This window comes from Rhizobium sp. SYY.PMSO (assembly GCF_046840415.1).
GTDB lineage: Bacteria > Pseudomonadota > Alphaproteobacteria > Rhizobiales > Rhizobiaceae > Rhizobium.
Genome location: NZ_CP177350.1, coordinates 1,252,387 through 1,267,230 on the forward strand (window position 1 = coordinate 1,252,387; position 14,844 = coordinate 1,267,230).

Sequence of the window (14,844 nt, forward strand, 5' to 3'; positions counted from 1 at the left end):
GCGAACAGCGCGGAGCTGCCGATGGATGGACCGGGCGAACAGCCGACGTTGAGAGAAAAGGCTTATGAAAGCTTCACGCGCCATCTGCTGGCGCGCGACGTTCGGCCTGGCCAGTTCATCTCGCAACGGCGGCTGGTCGACCTGACGGGCCTGACGCTTGGCGCGATCCGCGAACTGATCCCTCGCCTTGAAGCCGAAGGATTGATCAAGACGGTTCCGCAGCGCGGATTGCAGATCGCCCATATCGATCTCGACCTGATCCGGGAGGCCTTTCAGCTTCGTCTCTTTCTGGAGAAGGAAGCCGTCGCGCTGTTTACCTATTCCGCATCGGACGAGACGATTGCCAAGCTTTTGAAGGAACATCGCGATATCGCCGACGCCATTCGCTCCGGCGACGGCTCGCAGGAACTCGAACTGCATGCGCAATCAGTGGATTGGGGCATGCACGACGCCTTTATCGATGCGCTCGGCAATACCATCATCTCGAATGCCTATCGGGTCAATTCGATCAAGATGCGCCTGATCAGCCAGGACAGGTTCCGCATCAACGGCCATGTCGGGCCTGTGATGGAAGAGCATTTGAAAGTGCTTGAGGCCATCCAGCGGCGATCCGCAGAGGAGGCTGTTACCGCCCTCGTATCCCACATCAATGGAGCACGGGACCGCGCACTGAAGATTTGAATAGCATTGGATAACAAGGCCGCGAATGAGGAGATTTTCGGCCAAAGGAGGAGGAATAGAATGTCATCGTCATTTTTTAATCCGACACGTCGCGGCTTCATGGCCGGCACGGCAGCGCTCGGCGCCGCAAGCCTTCTGGGTGTACGTACCGCCTCGGCAGCCGTAGACTGGAAGCGCTTTTCCGGAACGACGCTCGAAGTCAACCTCATCAAGAGCCCGCGTAGCGAGACGATCCTCAAATATTTGAGCGAATTCGAAGCTCTTACGGGCATCAAGGTCAACGCGGAAGCCACGCCCGAACAGCAACAGCGCCAGAAGACGACGATCGAGCTCAGCTCCGGCAAGCCGAGCTTCGACGTCGTGCATCTGAGCTACCACGTTCAGAAACGCCAGTTCGAAAAGGGCGGCTGGCTTGCCGACATCAGCGGCTTCATGAAAGACCCATCGCTTACCGATCCATCGCTGACGGAGAGCGATTTCGCCGAAGCCGGCCTGAAGTTCGCCAGGGATGCCAGCGGCGTGATGCGCTCCCTGCCCTTCTCGGTCGACTACTGGATCATCTATTGGAACAAGGCCCTGTTCGAGAAGAAAGGTCTCGCCTATCCCGAAACCTTCGAGGACATGGTCAAGGCCGCCGAGGCGCTGACCGACAAATCGACCAACACCTATGGTTTCGTCGCGCGCGGCCTGAAGAACGCCAACACGCCGGTCTGGACGACCTTCATGCTCGGCTATGGCACAACGCCGCTTTCGGACGACGGCAAGCTGCAGACGGAGTCGCAAGGGGCCGTGGATGCCGCAAAACTCTATCAGCGGCTGATGACGAATTCCGCGCCTCCCGGCGTTTCCGGCTTCAACTGGGCAGAAGCGCAATCGGCCTTCCTGCAAGGCAAGATCGGCATGTGGCTCGATGGCGTCGGCTTTGCGCCGCCGATCGAAAATCCCGAAAAGTCCCGTGTCGTTGGGCAAGTCGGCTACGGAATCATGCCCAAGGGGCCGAAGGCGCAAGCCGCTGCGACGACCGGCGACGGCATCGGCGTCACCGCCGCCAGCCAGAATAAGGAAGCGGCCTACCTCTTCTGCCAATGGGCCATTTCCCACGACATGGGCGCACGCCTGCTGCAGGCCGGCGCCGGCGTTCCCTTCCGCCAATCCATTCTGGAGGATCAGAAGGTGCGCGAAGGCGTCAAGATGCCGGGCGCCTGGCTGGATGCCGTTGTCGGCTCGGCCAAGGTCTCGCAACTCGCATTGCCCGTTATCATTCCGGTCACCGAGTTCCGTGACATCTACGGCGTCGCCTTGACGAACATGATCGGCGGCGCCGATCCGGCAGCCGAACTGAAAACGGCAACCGCCCAGTTCGAGCCGGTGCTGGCGCGAAGCGAGGGATAATGGCCTCCGTGAGCATCGAAGAGACCGCCGCGGCATCGGCCAAAGGAAGGAGCAAGCCACAACGGCTTGCTCCCAACTACTGGCCTTTTGTCATTCCCGCGCTGATCGTGATTGCCGCCGTCATCGTCTTTCCCTGGGTCTTTACCCTGTGGATGAGCGCGAACAACTGGACACTCGGCCAGCCGCGGAGTTTCGTCGGCTGGGACAACTATGTACGGCTGGCGACCGATGCACGTTTCTGGGAATCGTTGTGGCACACGGTTCTCTACACCGTGCTTTCCGTCGTGGGCCCGCTGTTTTTTGGGACGCTGGCCGCGCTGATCTTCGATGCGAACTTTCCGCTGCGCGGCTTTTTGCGCGGCATCTTCGTCATGCCGATGATGGCGACGCCAGTGGCCGTGGCGCTCGTCTGGACCATGATGTTCCACCCGCAACTTGGAGTGCTGAACTATCTGCTATCCCTCGTCGGCATCGGCCCGCAGGAATGGATCTACAATCAGTATAGCGTCATCCCTTCGCTCGTCCTTGTCGAAGTATGGCAGTGGACTCCGCTGGTCATGCTGATCGTGCTCGGCGGCCTCGCCTCCGTCCCGCGCGAGCCCTATGAAAGCGCCGAAATCGACGGCGCCAACGCCTGGCAGAAGTTCCGCTATCTGACCATGCCGATGATTGCCCCCTTCCTGATGATTGCGGTCATCATCCGCAGCATCGACGCGATCAAGAGCTTCGACATCATTTATGCAATGACGCAGGGCGGACCGGGAACGGCTTCCGAAACCATCAATATCTATCTCTACAACACCGCATTCTCCTATTACGACATCGGCTATGGCTCGGCCATGGCCGTGGTGTTCTTCATCGTCATCGTCGCGCTTTCCTTCATCCTGTTGATGATCCGCCAGCGCACGCGATGGACCGACCAGGAGGGCCATTGATATGAAGCGTTCGACGCTCAACCGCATCGGCCTGTTCTTCGTGGCGCTGGTCATCGTCTCGCCGGTCGTCCTCTTCTTCCTCTGGATGATTTCCCTGTCGCTGAAATACGAGATCGACAACGGCGCCTATCCGCCAATCCTCATTCCGGATCGCATCGCCTGGACGAACTACGTCAACGTTTTCAAGGAAAACAACTTCTTCCTCTACCTGTGGAACTCCGTCCTGGTGACGGGGGCCGCCACTCTGCTGGCCCTTCTCATCGGCGTGCCGGCCGGCTATGGCATCGCGCGGCTGAAAGCGGAGAAGTCGGCGATCGTCATCATGATCGCCCGCATGACGCCGGGCCTTTCCTTCCTCATCCCCCTGTTCCTGCTGTTCCAGTGGCTCAACCTTCTGGGCACTCTCTGGCCGCAGATCATCATTCATCTCGTCGTCACCGTCCCGATCGTCGTCTGGATCATGATCGGCTATTTCGAGACGACCCCCATGGAACTGGAGGAAGCAGCAAGCATAGACGGCGCAACGCCGTGGCAGGTCTTTCGCCTGGTCGCCCTGCCGATGGCCCGGCCCGGCATCGTCGTCGCCTTCATTCTTTCGGTCATCTTTTCCTGGAACAACTTCGTCTTCGGCATCGTGCTTGCCAGCCGCGAGACCCGCACCCTCCCCGTCGCCGTCTACAACATGCTCTCCTTCGAGCAGGTAAGCTGGGGACCGCTCGCGGCCGCAGCCCTGATCGTCACGCTGCCGGTGCTCATCCTCACCTTGTTCGCACAGCGCCAGATCATCGCGGGCCTGACGGCCGGCGCCGTCAAGGGCGGCTGACGATGGCTCACCTCCCTTTCTGACAGGAACACATTCATGGCACCCGTCAACATACAAAATATCCAGAAGCGCTACGGCCAGGTGAAGGTCATTCACGATATCAGCGTCGATATCGGCGATGGCGAGTTCGTCGTCCTCGTGGGGCCGTCCGGCTGCGGCAAGTCCACGCTGCTGCACATGATTGCCGGGCTGGAAGAAGTCAGCGATGGCGAGATCCGCATCGGCCGGCGCGAAGTCAGTAATCTGCCGGCGCGCGACCGTGATATCGCCATGGTTTTCCAGAACTACGCGCTCTATCCGCACATGACGGTCGCGGACAACATGGGCTTTGCGCTGAAGCTGAAAAAGGAAAATCCATCGGAAATCGCAGCCAAGGTACAGAAGGCGGCTGCGATCCTCGGCCTGGAGAGCCTGCTCGACCGTCTGCCGCGCCAGCTTTCCGGCGGCCAGCGCCAGCGCGTCGCCATGGGCCGCGCGCTGGTGCGTGACCCGCAGGTCTTCCTGTTCGATGAGCCTCTTTCCAATCTTGACGCGAAACTGCGCGTGCAAATGCGCGGCGAGATCAAGTCTATGCATCAGCGCATCGGCACGACGACGATCTACGTGACGCATGACCAGGTCGAGGCGATGACCATGGCCGACAAGATCGTCGTGCTGCACGGCGGCCTCATCGAGCAGGTCGGCGCCCCACTCGATCTCTACGACCGCCCTGCCAATCTGTTCGTCGCCGGCTTCATCGGCTCTCCTTCGATGAACTTCATCGACGGCAGGATCGAGGAAGGCGTCTTCCGCAGCAGCAAGGGGCTGATCCTGCCCTTGCCGGACGGCTTGTCCCTTGCGCAGTATGGCGGCCGCCCACTCGTCTACGGTATCCGGCCCGAACATATTCGGGCGACAACCGACGGCGGCCTGCCGGCCCGGGTCGGCATCGTCGAGGGCACGGGCTCGGAAATCTATGCCAGACTCGATTGCGGCGGCGAGGAAATCTCCTGCCTTTTCCGCGAAAGGTTGAACATCCGCTTTGGCGACAAGATCGAAATCGCCATCGATCCGACATGCATACACCTTTTCGACAAGGCGAGCGGAAAGCGGCTTTGAGTTCCCCGTCCATCTTCGATCCGCCGCCCGGCCTGCCCAAGCACATCCTTTGCGTTGGCGCCGCCGTCATGGACACGATCTTTCGTGTCAGCACCCTTCCCCAGGGTCAGGGGAAGGTTCTGCCGTACGATATGCTGCAGATCGCCGAGGGCATGGCCTCCAGCGCGGCTTACGCCATCGTTCGGCTCTGCGGCAACGCGAGCCTGTGGGGCGCCGTCGGAGGTGACGAAACGGGCAAGCGGATCATTCGCGAACTCGGCGAAACCGGTATCAACGTAGAAGGCATGCTGCGCGTGGAAGGCGCCCGCTCCGCTGTCTCGACAATCCTTGTGGACGACGATGGCGAAAGACTGATCGTTCCCTTCTACGATCCGAAACTGCACCGCACAGCAAAGCAATTCACGACCGGCGACATCGCTGCGTTCGACGCCGTGCTTGTCGACGTCCGCTGGCCCGCGTTGGCGCTTCAGGTTCTCAAAGCCGCCAAAGCGATGGGAAAGCCCGCCATTCTAGACGGCGATGTGGCGCCTGACGGCATCATCGAACTGCTGGCACCGGAAGCCACGCACGTCATCTTCTCAGAGCCGGCCGCACAGCGATTGACGGGCGCAAACGATATACCTGAAACGGTGCTCCTCCTGAAACAACGCTTCAGCCACGCTTTCATCTGCGTAACGGCGGGCGCGGCAGGCAGCTACCGGTTCAATAATGACGGCGGCAAAATCGAGCACTGCCCGACGCTCCCCGTGAAGGCCATCGATACACTTGCCGCCGGAGACATCTTCCACGGCGCCTTCGCTCTCGCCATCGCGGAAGGCATGGCTCCAGGTGACGCAATCCGCTTTTCCTCCATTGCCGCGGGAATTAAGTGCGGGGCATTCGGAGGGAGATTGGGGGCGCCGGGGCGTGGTGATGTGATCTACGTGATCAAGTGCTTGGAAAAGCTCTACAGCGTCAACACCGATTAGGCAAATCTGGTTTAAGCCCACTGTGTCAGTTAGGAGTAATATTTCGAGAAGCGTAAGCGCCGTCTCTATCCCATTGGATCTGCAGTTTTTTGATGGTCGCTGCGCATGCGAGAAGTCTTCGAGTCGTATCTGGAAGCTGAATAATGGATGATAGATTTGTTGGCCGCTACAAGGTCGTCGAGCCGCGCCGCGGTAACCGACGTTGGTCGGATGATGTAAAGGCTCGGATTGTAGCGGAAAGCCTTGAGCCTGGTGTGCGAGTGGTGAATGTCGCGCGTCGTCACGGCGTTATCGTAAACCAGCTTTCCGATTGGCGGCGTCTGGTGCGCGACGGAATTCTGGTACTGCCGGTTGCATCGACGACGGGACCCTCGGAGTGCATAGGTGCGGAGCCTGCATTCGTGCTTGTTCGAGAGGCTTGAGGGCTAGGTTCACGACTATCGGCGCACGAAGTTCGGACCGAAATCGGAAAAGCTCAAGACGGCAAGCTTGATCCGGCGTCTGCCGGTCAAGGGATGAATGTGGGCGTCGGTTGTTGTAAAAGTTCAGATATCAACCGATCCCAGCGCGGGCCTCCGACACGCTTTTGTAGGCGTGGAGATTAACCTCCTCGTATTTGACCGACCGCCAGAGCCGCTCGACAAAGACATTGTCTCGCCACGCGCCTTTGCCATCCATCGAGATGGCGATCTCAGCCCTCTTCAGCACGGCGGTGAAGTCGATTGAGGTGAACTGCGATCCCTGATCGGTGTTGAAGATGTCGAGCTTTCCGTAACGAGCAAGCGCTTCCTCGACCGCTTCGATGCAGAAGTCCGCCTCCATTGTGATCGACAGCCGTTACGTTGGTGGTCGAAATCAGAGATATTCGTCGCTTCGACAGTCCTCGTCAGTTGATGGCGTATCTCGGACTCGTTCCTTCAGAAAGCTCAACAGGCGAGCGCGTCAGGCGCTGAGGTATCACCAAGGCAGGCAACGCTCGGGCACGACGTGCACTTATCGAGGGGGCTTGGACATACCGCTATCCAGCAAGGATCAGTTCCACAATAAGCGCAAGACTGGTAGGCCTTCCGAAGTCGGTCTGCGCGATTGCGCGGAAAGGGCAAGTAAGGCTGTGCACTCGCTACCGTAGACTAATCGGCGAGCCGAAAACCTTGTCCTCGTATCTGACCAAGGTCGCCAGATTGGGCGGCTATCTCGCACGGGCAAAAGACCCGCCTCCAGGCAATATCGTTATGTGGCGTGGCCTATCTCGCCTCACGGATATCACCCTCGGCGCTGCCATAGGGGCGGAACTTGTGGGTAATTGAAAGCTTCACCGTGAGCTTACTAAGCTACGCTCAACGCAATGAGATGCAACGTTATATTGCGATTAACCGCAGATTTACCTTAATCTTCGCCCCTCTGCTTTTCCATATAGTACGTAGTGGATGAGCGGATTCATCTCTACCTTTTGAACGTCGGGATGGGTCTCAAGATATTTGCCCATAGCGAAATGCGGTGAAGGATCTCTGCCTTCCCTTGCTCCATATTTCAAAAAGTGATCGAGTGGATCCACGCCTGCGGCCACAACATCTGGATTTTGTTCCTTGTACCAATCTGCGTCAAATAAATGCGAACTTTCAATCAAATTGCGAGTGCGGATTTTAGTTCCTCCGATGGCGTCAGCAATGGTACGCCATGGAGCCATGAGACGCCAAGTCCACCGTTGCTGCATCTCATCTACGCGTGAACGGAGTGCTTCCACCTGAAGATCACGTAGCTTATGTCCTTCTTCATAGTCTAGTAGAAGATTCGTCAGATCTGCTATTTCGTGGAATCGTTCGGATATGGTAGCTTCTAGCTCCTGCGCCCGCGATTGCGCGGAAGAAAAGAGGTCTTGAAGTTTAAGCTGTTCCCGCGAGCGTTTTGATAGCTCCAGATCTTGTTTAGTTTTCTCAAGAGACAGCGTCGCCATGTTTTGCTCAAGCTCGGAAATCGTATTGCTCAGCGTTGACAATTCGACGTGCAAATTTGAGTTTTGTTTATTGGAATCCGCTAGCGAGCATACGGCATCCTCGTAACGCAATGTTAAGGCAGAGATTTCCGCGAAACGTTCGGATATGGTAGCTTCCAGTTCCTGCACCTGCGATTGTGCGGCAGAAAGGAGATCTTGGAGTTTAAGCTGTTCCTGCGAGCGTTTTGATAACTCCAAATCTTGTTTAGTTTTCTCAAGGGACAGCGTCGTCATGTTTTGCTCAAGCTTGGAAAGCGTACTGCTCAGCGTTGACAATTCCGCCTGTAAATTTGAGTTCTGTTTATCGGCATCCGCTAGCAAGCGCACGGCATCATCGTAACGCAATGTTAATGCGGAGATTTCCGCGAAACGCTGCGACTGTTCATCTCTCTTTTCTGCCTCAGCTTGTTGTATTCTCTCCTTTTGCATAGTGAGATCGCTTCGGAGTATACTTATGACTTCTTGTAATCTATCCTGCTCGTGGCTTCTCTCTTCGGCAAGTTTTTGCTTCTCTTCTTCCAGCTTGTTAAGGTCGAACTCAAGCGAGTTCTTGACCTCATCCATTTCTCGATTTTCAGCTCTCAAAGTAGCAGCCATTTCTTCTAATGCGAATTCTCTCCTGCGCCCCTCATCTACAAGAGTTACTAATTCCATTATCTTATCGTCACGGTTACGAATTTCCATTTCAAGTGCAGCATTGGCAGATAACATTTCTTTGTTTTCTACTTCGGCTGTGTGATGAGCTTCTCGAGCTTCATCTCGCTCTTGAACAAGGAGGTCGTTTTCGCGCGCTTTAAAAGCGGAACTTATTTGCGCCTCGTTTAATTGCGATCTAATGGCCTCAAGTTCTTTAATTTGATGAATCAAGGAAAAATTTTCAGCTTGTAACTTTATTACTTTTTCTGTTTCAGCGGTGGCACGCTCTAGGCCATTCGTTACCTCAGATTTTAGAGAAGATATCTGGGAGCGAAGTTCCATAACTACTTCATTACCAGCCCGAAGGCGTTCATAAAGACCTCCACGCTCATGTTGCACAGCATCAACCTCTAATTTCGCGCGGTTACGCTCTTCCTGGAGGTCACGACTTCGATCCAGTAAATCTGCTTTGTATTTTTCAATGGCCGACTTTTGCTCGTCCGTTATTTTTCTAGTAACGTTTAGATCCTGTTCTAGCTTTGCTATCGCAGCGTTGTAGCTGGCGTTATCATATTGATCGGCGCACGAACGCCCTAGTCGCCCAAATACTTCTTGAATCGCATGCTTAAAAGCCGCATTGGTATGGGCCGCGAACAAACTCTTGATCATCTCGCCATATTCTGATCCCACCCCAAGCACCCCGAGACCATGCCCATGTATGAATTCAAAGGCGGGGTATTGAGTTCTCAATTTTTCAAAAAGCTTGAACACGCCGAAATGACGTTCGCGAACGTTAGTGTCATGAAAAAGGACTATTGCGCGGGGCGACAACTTGGGAAGCCATGTTTGGAAATCTCGCGAGACAGCTTCTAATGTATGGAGCCCGTCGATATGGAGCAAATCGATCGTTCCGTCTGTGAAATGCTCCGTTGCTTGATCGAAGCTCGAGCGGATCAATCGGGAAAAGGACGAATAGTAGGCGCTATTATAAGTGCGTACTGTGTTATACACATCTTCACTATATAATCCTGCGTGTTCGTCGCCTTTCCAAGTGTCGACAGCGTAGCAGCGTGTATCTAACCTCAATCGCTCGACTGCTTGGCAAAAGCTGAAATATGACACACCGTAATGCGTGCCAAGCTCGACAAGTACGCGGGGTTGATGCGCCTCGACTAGCCAGAAGGCGAATGGAACATGTTCCGTCCACGCGGAAATATTTAAGTAGGCCGGCCGCCAAAACATCGATCTTGTTACAATTTGTTCCAAGCCATCAGAGGCGCTCATTGCTGGCTCGCTTGCAGATTGTGCTAATGTCATCGATCGCATTTAGTTGGGCTCCTTTTCCTAATCGAAACTAAGCGACCGCATAAGTCACGGCAACCAATTCTAGAAAGGGTGGAAATTGTAATTCTGACCGAACGGAATTTCGCTTTGTTGGCTCTCTTTTTCCACTAAATGGGTATTTTGGTTGCAGGACATTAAAGTTACCTTTAAAGTCGCGTAAAAGTTAACCCTCGCGCCGGGTAATTGAGCACTAGGTCTCGCTTGACTGATCTGCTCTTATAATTTTAGGATAACGATCGTACTGTTCCGCGTCAAAGTAGTTTACGTCTCACGCATGCGTATTCTCAAAAATCGCTCACCGGCAAACCCGAGGAGCAACGTGCTGAAGCCGAAACTTAGGCGGTCTCCCCATAAAGGTTCATCTTGGTGATGGTCTGTGATCCAATCTCTTAGAAAGGAGATTGTTATGCACCATCACGAATTAAGCGACGAAGAGTGGGTTATCATCGCACCACTTTTGCCGAGCAATAATCGTTGAGTTGTGAATAGCCCCTGGATTTGTAGACACCTTCTTTCCTAATTTTGAGGCAAGAAGAGCATCATGAGCAAATCGAATTTCAGCGAAGCGTTAAGCGTGACGCGGCGCACCAGATCACGGAGCGAGACTATCCGGTTGCGGAGGTTTCGCGGCGTCTCGGCGTCAGCCAGCATTCGCTTTACGAATGGAAGAAGAAGTTTGCAGCGTCGAACGCCAAGCGCAACGACGAGGCCGAGGAGATCAGGCGGCTGAAGAAAGAATTGGCTTGCGTCACCGAGGAGCGAGATATCCTAAAAAACAATCATGGGCTTTGGACCGCCTGTGCACGGTAGAAACAGGTGGTGCTACGATATCTGCGGCAAAGAGAACGGCTGGTCGAGTATGCGGCAGCTCATATCCAGCACATGCAGAAGGCCTTAGTGGAGATGAACCTGCAACTCCACCATGTGGCCTCCGACATCACCGGCGTGACCGGTATGAAGATCATTCGGGCAATCGTTTCCGACGAGGGCGATCCCGACGTCATCGCGCGATGTGCGTTGCCACTCCTCTGTCGAGACAATCAAAGCATCTCTGATCGGTAACGATCGCGATGAGCACGTGTTTGCGCTTTCCCAATCACTGGAGCTCTACGACTTCTACCAGGTGAAGCTTGAATGCGACCGCAAGCTTGAGGCGGCGATAGCTTCCATGACTGCCGAACTTGAAGCTCCGGTCGCGCCACTGCCAAAGATCCGGACGAAGACGAAGCAAACGAATGCGCCGTCTTTGATATAAGGGCCGCTTTATACGGTCTTACAGGCGCAGACTTGACGCAGATGCGTAGCTTGGCTACTCGATTTGACCGGCGCGCAGATAACCTCGCAGCACTCAAACCCGCCACCACAAGGATATAGATAGCATCAGCTAGTGAGTCCGCGTGCTAAGACATAGGCCGGATTTACGAGCTTATCGCTGTGACGTCGTTCGAGGGGCTACCGACGCTTGTATAGGCAAAGCCGTGCTTTGTGACCTCGTCATGGCGATAGATGTTTCTGAGGTCGACGAGAACCGGTGCCTTCATGACGGATTTGAGCCGTTCGAAGTCCAGCGCGCGGAACTGGTTCCATTCCGTCACGATGACGAGGGCGTCGGCGTCGCGCGCGGCGCTGTAGGCATCGTCGGCATAGGCGATATCGTCGATCACCAGGCGGGCATTGTCCATGCCTTCGGGATCGTAGCCGGTCACGCCGGCGCCGGCATCCTGCAGCGTCCGGATGATCGAGATCGCCGGGCTGTCGCGCATGTCGTCGGTGTTCGGCTTGAAGGTCAGGCCGAGGATGGCGATCCTCTTGCCCCTGATGTCGCCGCCCATGGCCGCGATCACCTTGCGGCCCATGGCGCGCTTGCGGTTGTCGTTGATCGAAATCGTGGTTTCGATCAGGCGCACGGGGCTGTCGTAATCCTGCGCCGTCTTGGCCAGCGCAATCGTATCCTTCGGGAAGCAGGAGCCGCCATAGCCCGGACCGGCATGCAGGAATTTCGAGCCGATGCGGCCGTCAAGGCCGATGCCGCGCGAGACCTCCTGCACATTGGCGCCCACCTTCTCGCACAGATCGGCCATTTCGTTGATGAAGGTGATCTTCATGGCCAGGAAGGCGTTGGCGGCGTATTTGATCAGTTCCGACGTGCGGCGGGTGGTGAACAGCAGCGGCGCCTGGTTGAGGTAGAGCGGCCGGTAGACCTCGGTCATGACGGAGCGGGCGCGCTCGTCGTCGAGGCCGATGACGATGCGGTCCGGGCGCTTGAAATCCTCGATGGCAGCCCCCTCGCGCAGGAATTCCGGGTTGGAGACGATGGCGACCTCGGCATCCGGATTGGTTTCGCGCACGATGCGCTCGACCTCGTCGCCGGTGCCGACAGGCACGGTCGACTTGGTGACGATGACGGTGAAGCCGTTGACGTGCCGGGCGATCTCGCGCGCGGCGGCATAGACATAGGAAAGATCGGCATGACCGTCGCCGCGCCTGGAAGGCGTGCCGACCGCGATGAAGACGACGTCGCTCGCGGCAACGCTTGTCTCGACATCCGTCGCAAAGGAAAGGCGGCCGGCGCGGACATTGTCGGCAACCAGCTGCTCCAGACCGGGTTCGAAGATCGGTATCTCGCCCCGGCGCAACGCTTCGATCTTGCCGGCGTCCTTGTCGACGCAGATCACGTCATGGCCGAAATCGGCAAAGCAAACGCCCGACACGAGCCCCACATAACCAGAGCCGATCATCGTGATACGCATGAAACTTCAATCCTCTTATTGGCCTCTTGCTGGCCCTTTGCCGGCGCCGGACCAGGCCTTCGAAGCAAAACCGGCATTGCGATCGTATGCGCTTATACACGATTGTGGCGAATAGCCCACTCTCAAATTACCCCTGCAAGCAGAGTAAAACCATCGCAAGATACGATCTGCTTTGGTGTCGGAATTAGCTTCTGATGGTTGTTGATGGTGGAGATTCACTTAGTTTAAATCCTCCATAGATTGCAACAAATAGAGATGCACGTCGCCATAAGAGCTCATGCTATTCTTTCTCAGGAGTGACAGAGGTGCACGCTCCGGTTATACGAAGCATGTGACTCAAGCAGTAGGATCGTCCGATGGGAAATTTCGGTACTGACTGACGCTGAATAGCGGCGCAGAGTTCGGGCGGTCGTTTGGTCCCTCTTCGCCCTTGTTTCTCCGTATCCTCTTCAATGCCCACGGAAGGCATTCATGCTACGTCGTTTCTTTTCCTATTATTCCCGCTACAAGGCCCTGTTCCTCCTGGATTTCGGCTGCGCGGTGCTCGCGGGCCTGCTGGAGCTCGGCTTTCCGCTGGCGGTCAAGCTGTTCGTCGATGAACTGCTGCCAAGCCGCGACTGGGGGGTGATCTTTGCGACGGCTGCGGTACTGCTCGCCGTCTACGTAACGTCCACCGGCCTCTCGGCGATCGTCAACTACTGGGGGCATGCACTCGGCATCTCGATCGAGTCCGATATGCGCCGTCAGGCGTTCGACCATATTCAGAAGCTTTCTTTCCGCTATTTCGACAACAACCGCACCGGTCATCTGATCACCCATGTCACCAAGGACCTTGAAGAGGTGGGCGAGATCGCGCATCACGGCCCCGAGGACCTGTTCATCGCGATCATGACCTTTATCGGCGCCTTTCTGTTGATGTTCAGCGTTCACTGGAAGCTTGCGCTGCTGACGACGACCATTGTTCCCTTCATGACATGGCTGGTCAGCCGCTATGGGTCCAGGATGACGCTCAACTCGCGCAGCCTGTTCGGCAAGGTCGGCAACTTCAACACGCGCATGCAGGAAACCGTCGGCGGCATCCGTGTGGTGAAGGCTTTTGCCAACGAGCGATACGAAAGCCAGCTGTTTGCCAGCGACAACGAAGACTACAAGGCGACCAAGCTGGACGGCTACGCCTATATGACGGCAAGCATCGCGCTCAGCTATTTCAGCACGCGCCTGGTGCAGCTCGTCGTCATGATGGCCGGAACCTGGTTCGTGATATCGGGAGAGCTGAGTTATGGCGGCTTTGTCAGCTTCCTTTTGCTCATCAACGTTTTCTTCCGGCCGATCGACAAGATTACCTCGGTGATCGAGACCTATCCCAAAGGCATTGCCGGCTTCAAACGCTTTCTGTCCCTGATCGACACGGAACCCGACCTTGCCGACCGGCCGAATGCCGTTACGGTCGATCATCTGAAAGGCGATATCGCCTACAGGAATGTCGCCTTCGGCTATTCCGATCAGGCCGCGATTTTCAGGGGTCTCAATCTGACGGTCTCAGCCGGCGAGACCGTGGCCTTCGTCGGCGCCTCCGGCACCGGCAAGACGACGATCTGCTCCCTGCTGCCACGCTTTTATGACGTCACATCGGGCAGCATCACCATCGATGGCATTGATATTCGCGACATGACCCAGGCTTCGCTGCGCAGCCAGATCGGCATCGTCCAGCAGGACGTCTTCCTGTTCGGCTCGACCATCCGGGAAAATATTGCGTATGGAAGGCTGGGCGCGACCGACGAGGATATCGTGAAAGCGCTGCAACGCGCCTCGCTCGATGAATTCGTCCGGTCCCTGCCCGGTGGCCTCGACACGCCGACGGGCGAGCGCGGCGTCAAGCTCTCGGGCGGCCAAAAGCAGCGCCTCGCGATTGCCCGCATCTTCCTGAAGGACCCGCCGATCCTCATTCTTGACGAGGCGACCTCAGCCCTCGATACGGCCACGGAATACGCGATCCAGCAGGCGCTGCTGGAGCTTGCAAAAGGCCGCACGACGCTCGTCGTCGCTCACCGGCTGTCAACGATCCGCAACGCGAACCGCATCATCGTCATGGGTGACAACGGCATTGTCGAGCAAGGGTTTCACGACGAGCTGCTCGCGCGCCGCGGTGCCTATGCCCGGCTTCACAATGCACAATTCGGCCTGCTTGCCTGATATGACTGCTTGCGCAAGCTATACCGGAACG

Annotated in this window: 9 protein-coding genes and 5 pseudogenes; 11 read left to right on the forward strand and 3 right to left on the reverse strand. The window is 56.4% G+C overall.

Annotated elements, in window-relative coordinates:
* Positions 1-21 precede the first annotated feature (21 nt).
* From ACJJVH_RS24065 to ACJJVH_RS24095, 7 genes and pseudogenes are all read left to right on the forward strand, one after another.
* Entirely contained in the window at positions 22-681 is a 660-nt protein-coding gene (locus ACJJVH_RS24065; RefSeq protein WP_112802073.1) for a GntR family transcriptional regulator, read from the forward strand.
* A 60-nt stretch (positions 682-741) separates the two neighbouring features.
* Positions 742-2,073, forward strand: a complete 1,332-nt coding sequence (locus ACJJVH_RS24070; protein ID WP_113393548.1) for an ABC transporter substrate-binding protein — start codon at positions 742-744, stop codon at positions 2,071-2,073.
* Positions 2,073-3,008 carry a carbohydrate ABC transporter permease gene (locus tag ACJJVH_RS24075; RefSeq protein WP_113360959.1) on the forward strand — a complete coding sequence of 312 codons (936 nt, stop codon included), beginning with the start codon at positions 2,073-2,075 and terminating at the stop codon, positions 3,006-3,008. Before ACJJVH_RS24070 ends, ACJJVH_RS24075 begins: the two co-directional genes overlap by 1 nt.
* A 1-nt stretch (position 3,009) precedes the next feature.
* The gene (locus ACJJVH_RS24080) at positions 3,010-3,831 is read left to right on the forward strand and encodes a carbohydrate ABC transporter permease (RefSeq protein ID WP_113393549.1); all 822 of its coding nucleotides are present in this window, start codon (positions 3,010-3,012) and stop codon (positions 3,829-3,831) included.
* A gap of 36 nt (positions 3,832-3,867) precedes the next feature.
* Positions 3,868-4,929: an ABC transporter ATP-binding protein gene (locus tag ACJJVH_RS24085; RefSeq protein WP_412065352.1), complete on the forward strand. Its 1,062-nt coding sequence runs from the start codon at positions 3,868-3,870 to the stop codon at positions 4,927-4,929.
* Complete coding sequence (locus tag ACJJVH_RS24090; protein ID WP_412065354.1) at positions 4,926-5,897, forward strand: sugar kinase; 972 nt, start codon at positions 4,926-4,928, stop codon at positions 5,895-5,897. The genes ACJJVH_RS24085 and ACJJVH_RS24090 overlap by 4 nt, the downstream gene beginning before the upstream one ends.
* A 140-nt stretch (positions 5,898-6,037) precedes the next feature.
* Positions 6,038-6,301: pseudogene (locus tag ACJJVH_RS24095) on the forward strand (transposase); the annotation flags it as partial.
* Between the two features lie 82 nt (positions 6,302-6,383).
* On the opposite strand, the pseudogene ACJJVH_RS24100 reads toward ACJJVH_RS24095, so the two are convergent.
* Positions 6,384-6,734 (reverse strand): annotated as a pseudogene (locus ACJJVH_RS24100) (transposase); the annotation flags it as partial.
* Between ACJJVH_RS24100 and ACJJVH_RS24105 the strand changes: the two are divergent.
* Positions 6,728-7,204: pseudogene (locus tag ACJJVH_RS24105) on the forward strand (transposase); the annotation flags it as partial. The pseudogenes ACJJVH_RS24100 and ACJJVH_RS24105 sit on opposite strands and share 7 nt — an antisense overlap.
* A gap of 74 nt (positions 7,205-7,278) precedes the next feature.
* Here the strand turns inward: ACJJVH_RS24105 and ACJJVH_RS24110 are convergent.
* A complete protein-coding gene (locus ACJJVH_RS24110; RefSeq protein WP_412065355.1) occupies positions 7,279-9,852 on the reverse strand; it encodes a class I SAM-dependent methyltransferase in 2,574 nt (857 codons plus the stop codon).
* Between the two features lie 559 nt (positions 9,853-10,411).
* On the opposite strand from ACJJVH_RS24110, the pseudogene ACJJVH_RS24115 reads away from it, so the two are divergent.
* Together ACJJVH_RS24115 and ACJJVH_RS24120 are read left to right on the forward strand one after the other, a co-directional pair.
* Positions 10,412-10,659, forward strand: a pseudogene (locus tag ACJJVH_RS24115) (transposase); the annotation flags it as partial.
* Positions 10,660-10,698: 39 nt separating this feature from the next.
* A pseudogene (locus ACJJVH_RS24120) lies at positions 10,699-11,178 on the forward strand (IS110 family transposase); the annotation flags it as partial.
* A gap of 110 nt (positions 11,179-11,288) precedes the next feature.
* Here the strand turns inward: ACJJVH_RS24120 and ACJJVH_RS24125 are convergent.
* Positions 11,289-12,620, reverse strand: coding sequence for a UDP-glucose dehydrogenase family protein (locus ACJJVH_RS24125; RefSeq protein WP_412065356.1), 1,332 nt, complete (start codon positions 12,618-12,620; stop codon positions 11,289-11,291).
* A 471-nt stretch (positions 12,621-13,091) separates the two neighbouring features.
* Here ACJJVH_RS24125 and ACJJVH_RS24130 point away from each other — a divergent pair, with 471 nt between their 5' ends.
* The gene (locus tag ACJJVH_RS24130) at positions 13,092-14,813 is read left to right on the forward strand and encodes an ABC transporter ATP-binding protein (RefSeq protein WP_412065357.1); all 1,722 of its coding nucleotides are present in this window, start codon (positions 13,092-13,094) and stop codon (positions 14,811-14,813) included.
* Positions 14,814-14,844: the final 31 nt, after the last annotated feature.

Bases quoted from the DNA above. Each gene is read 5' to 3' on its own strand.
- ACJJVH_RS24075 (WP_113360959.1), top strand. From the start codon at position 2,073: ATGGCCTCCGTGAGCATCGAAGAGACCGCCGCGGCATCGGCCAAAGGA.
- ACJJVH_RS24080 (WP_113393549.1), top strand. From the start codon at position 3,010: ATGAAGCGTTCGACGCTCAACCGCATCGGCCTGTTCTTCGTGGCGCTG.
- ACJJVH_RS24110 (WP_412065355.1), bottom strand. From the start codon at position 9,852: ATGCGATCGATGACATTAGCACAATCTGCAAGCGAGCCAGCAATGAGC.
- ACJJVH_RS24070 (WP_113393548.1), top strand. From the start codon at position 742: ATGTCATCGTCATTTTTTAATCCGACACGTCGCGGCTTCATGGCCGGC.
- ACJJVH_RS24085 (WP_412065352.1), top strand. From the start codon at position 3,868: ATGGCACCCGTCAACATACAAAATATCCAGAAGCGCTACGGCCAGGTG.
- ACJJVH_RS24130 (WP_412065357.1), top strand. From the start codon at position 13,092: ATGCTACGTCGTTTCTTTTCCTATTATTCCCGCTACAAGGCCCTGTTC.
- ACJJVH_RS24065 (WP_112802073.1), top strand. From the start codon at position 22: ATGGATGGACCGGGCGAACAGCCGACGTTGAGAGAAAAGGCTTATGAA.
- ACJJVH_RS24125 (WP_412065356.1), bottom strand. From the start codon at position 12,620: ATGCGTATCACGATGATCGGCTCTGGTTATGTGGGGCTCGTGTCGGGC.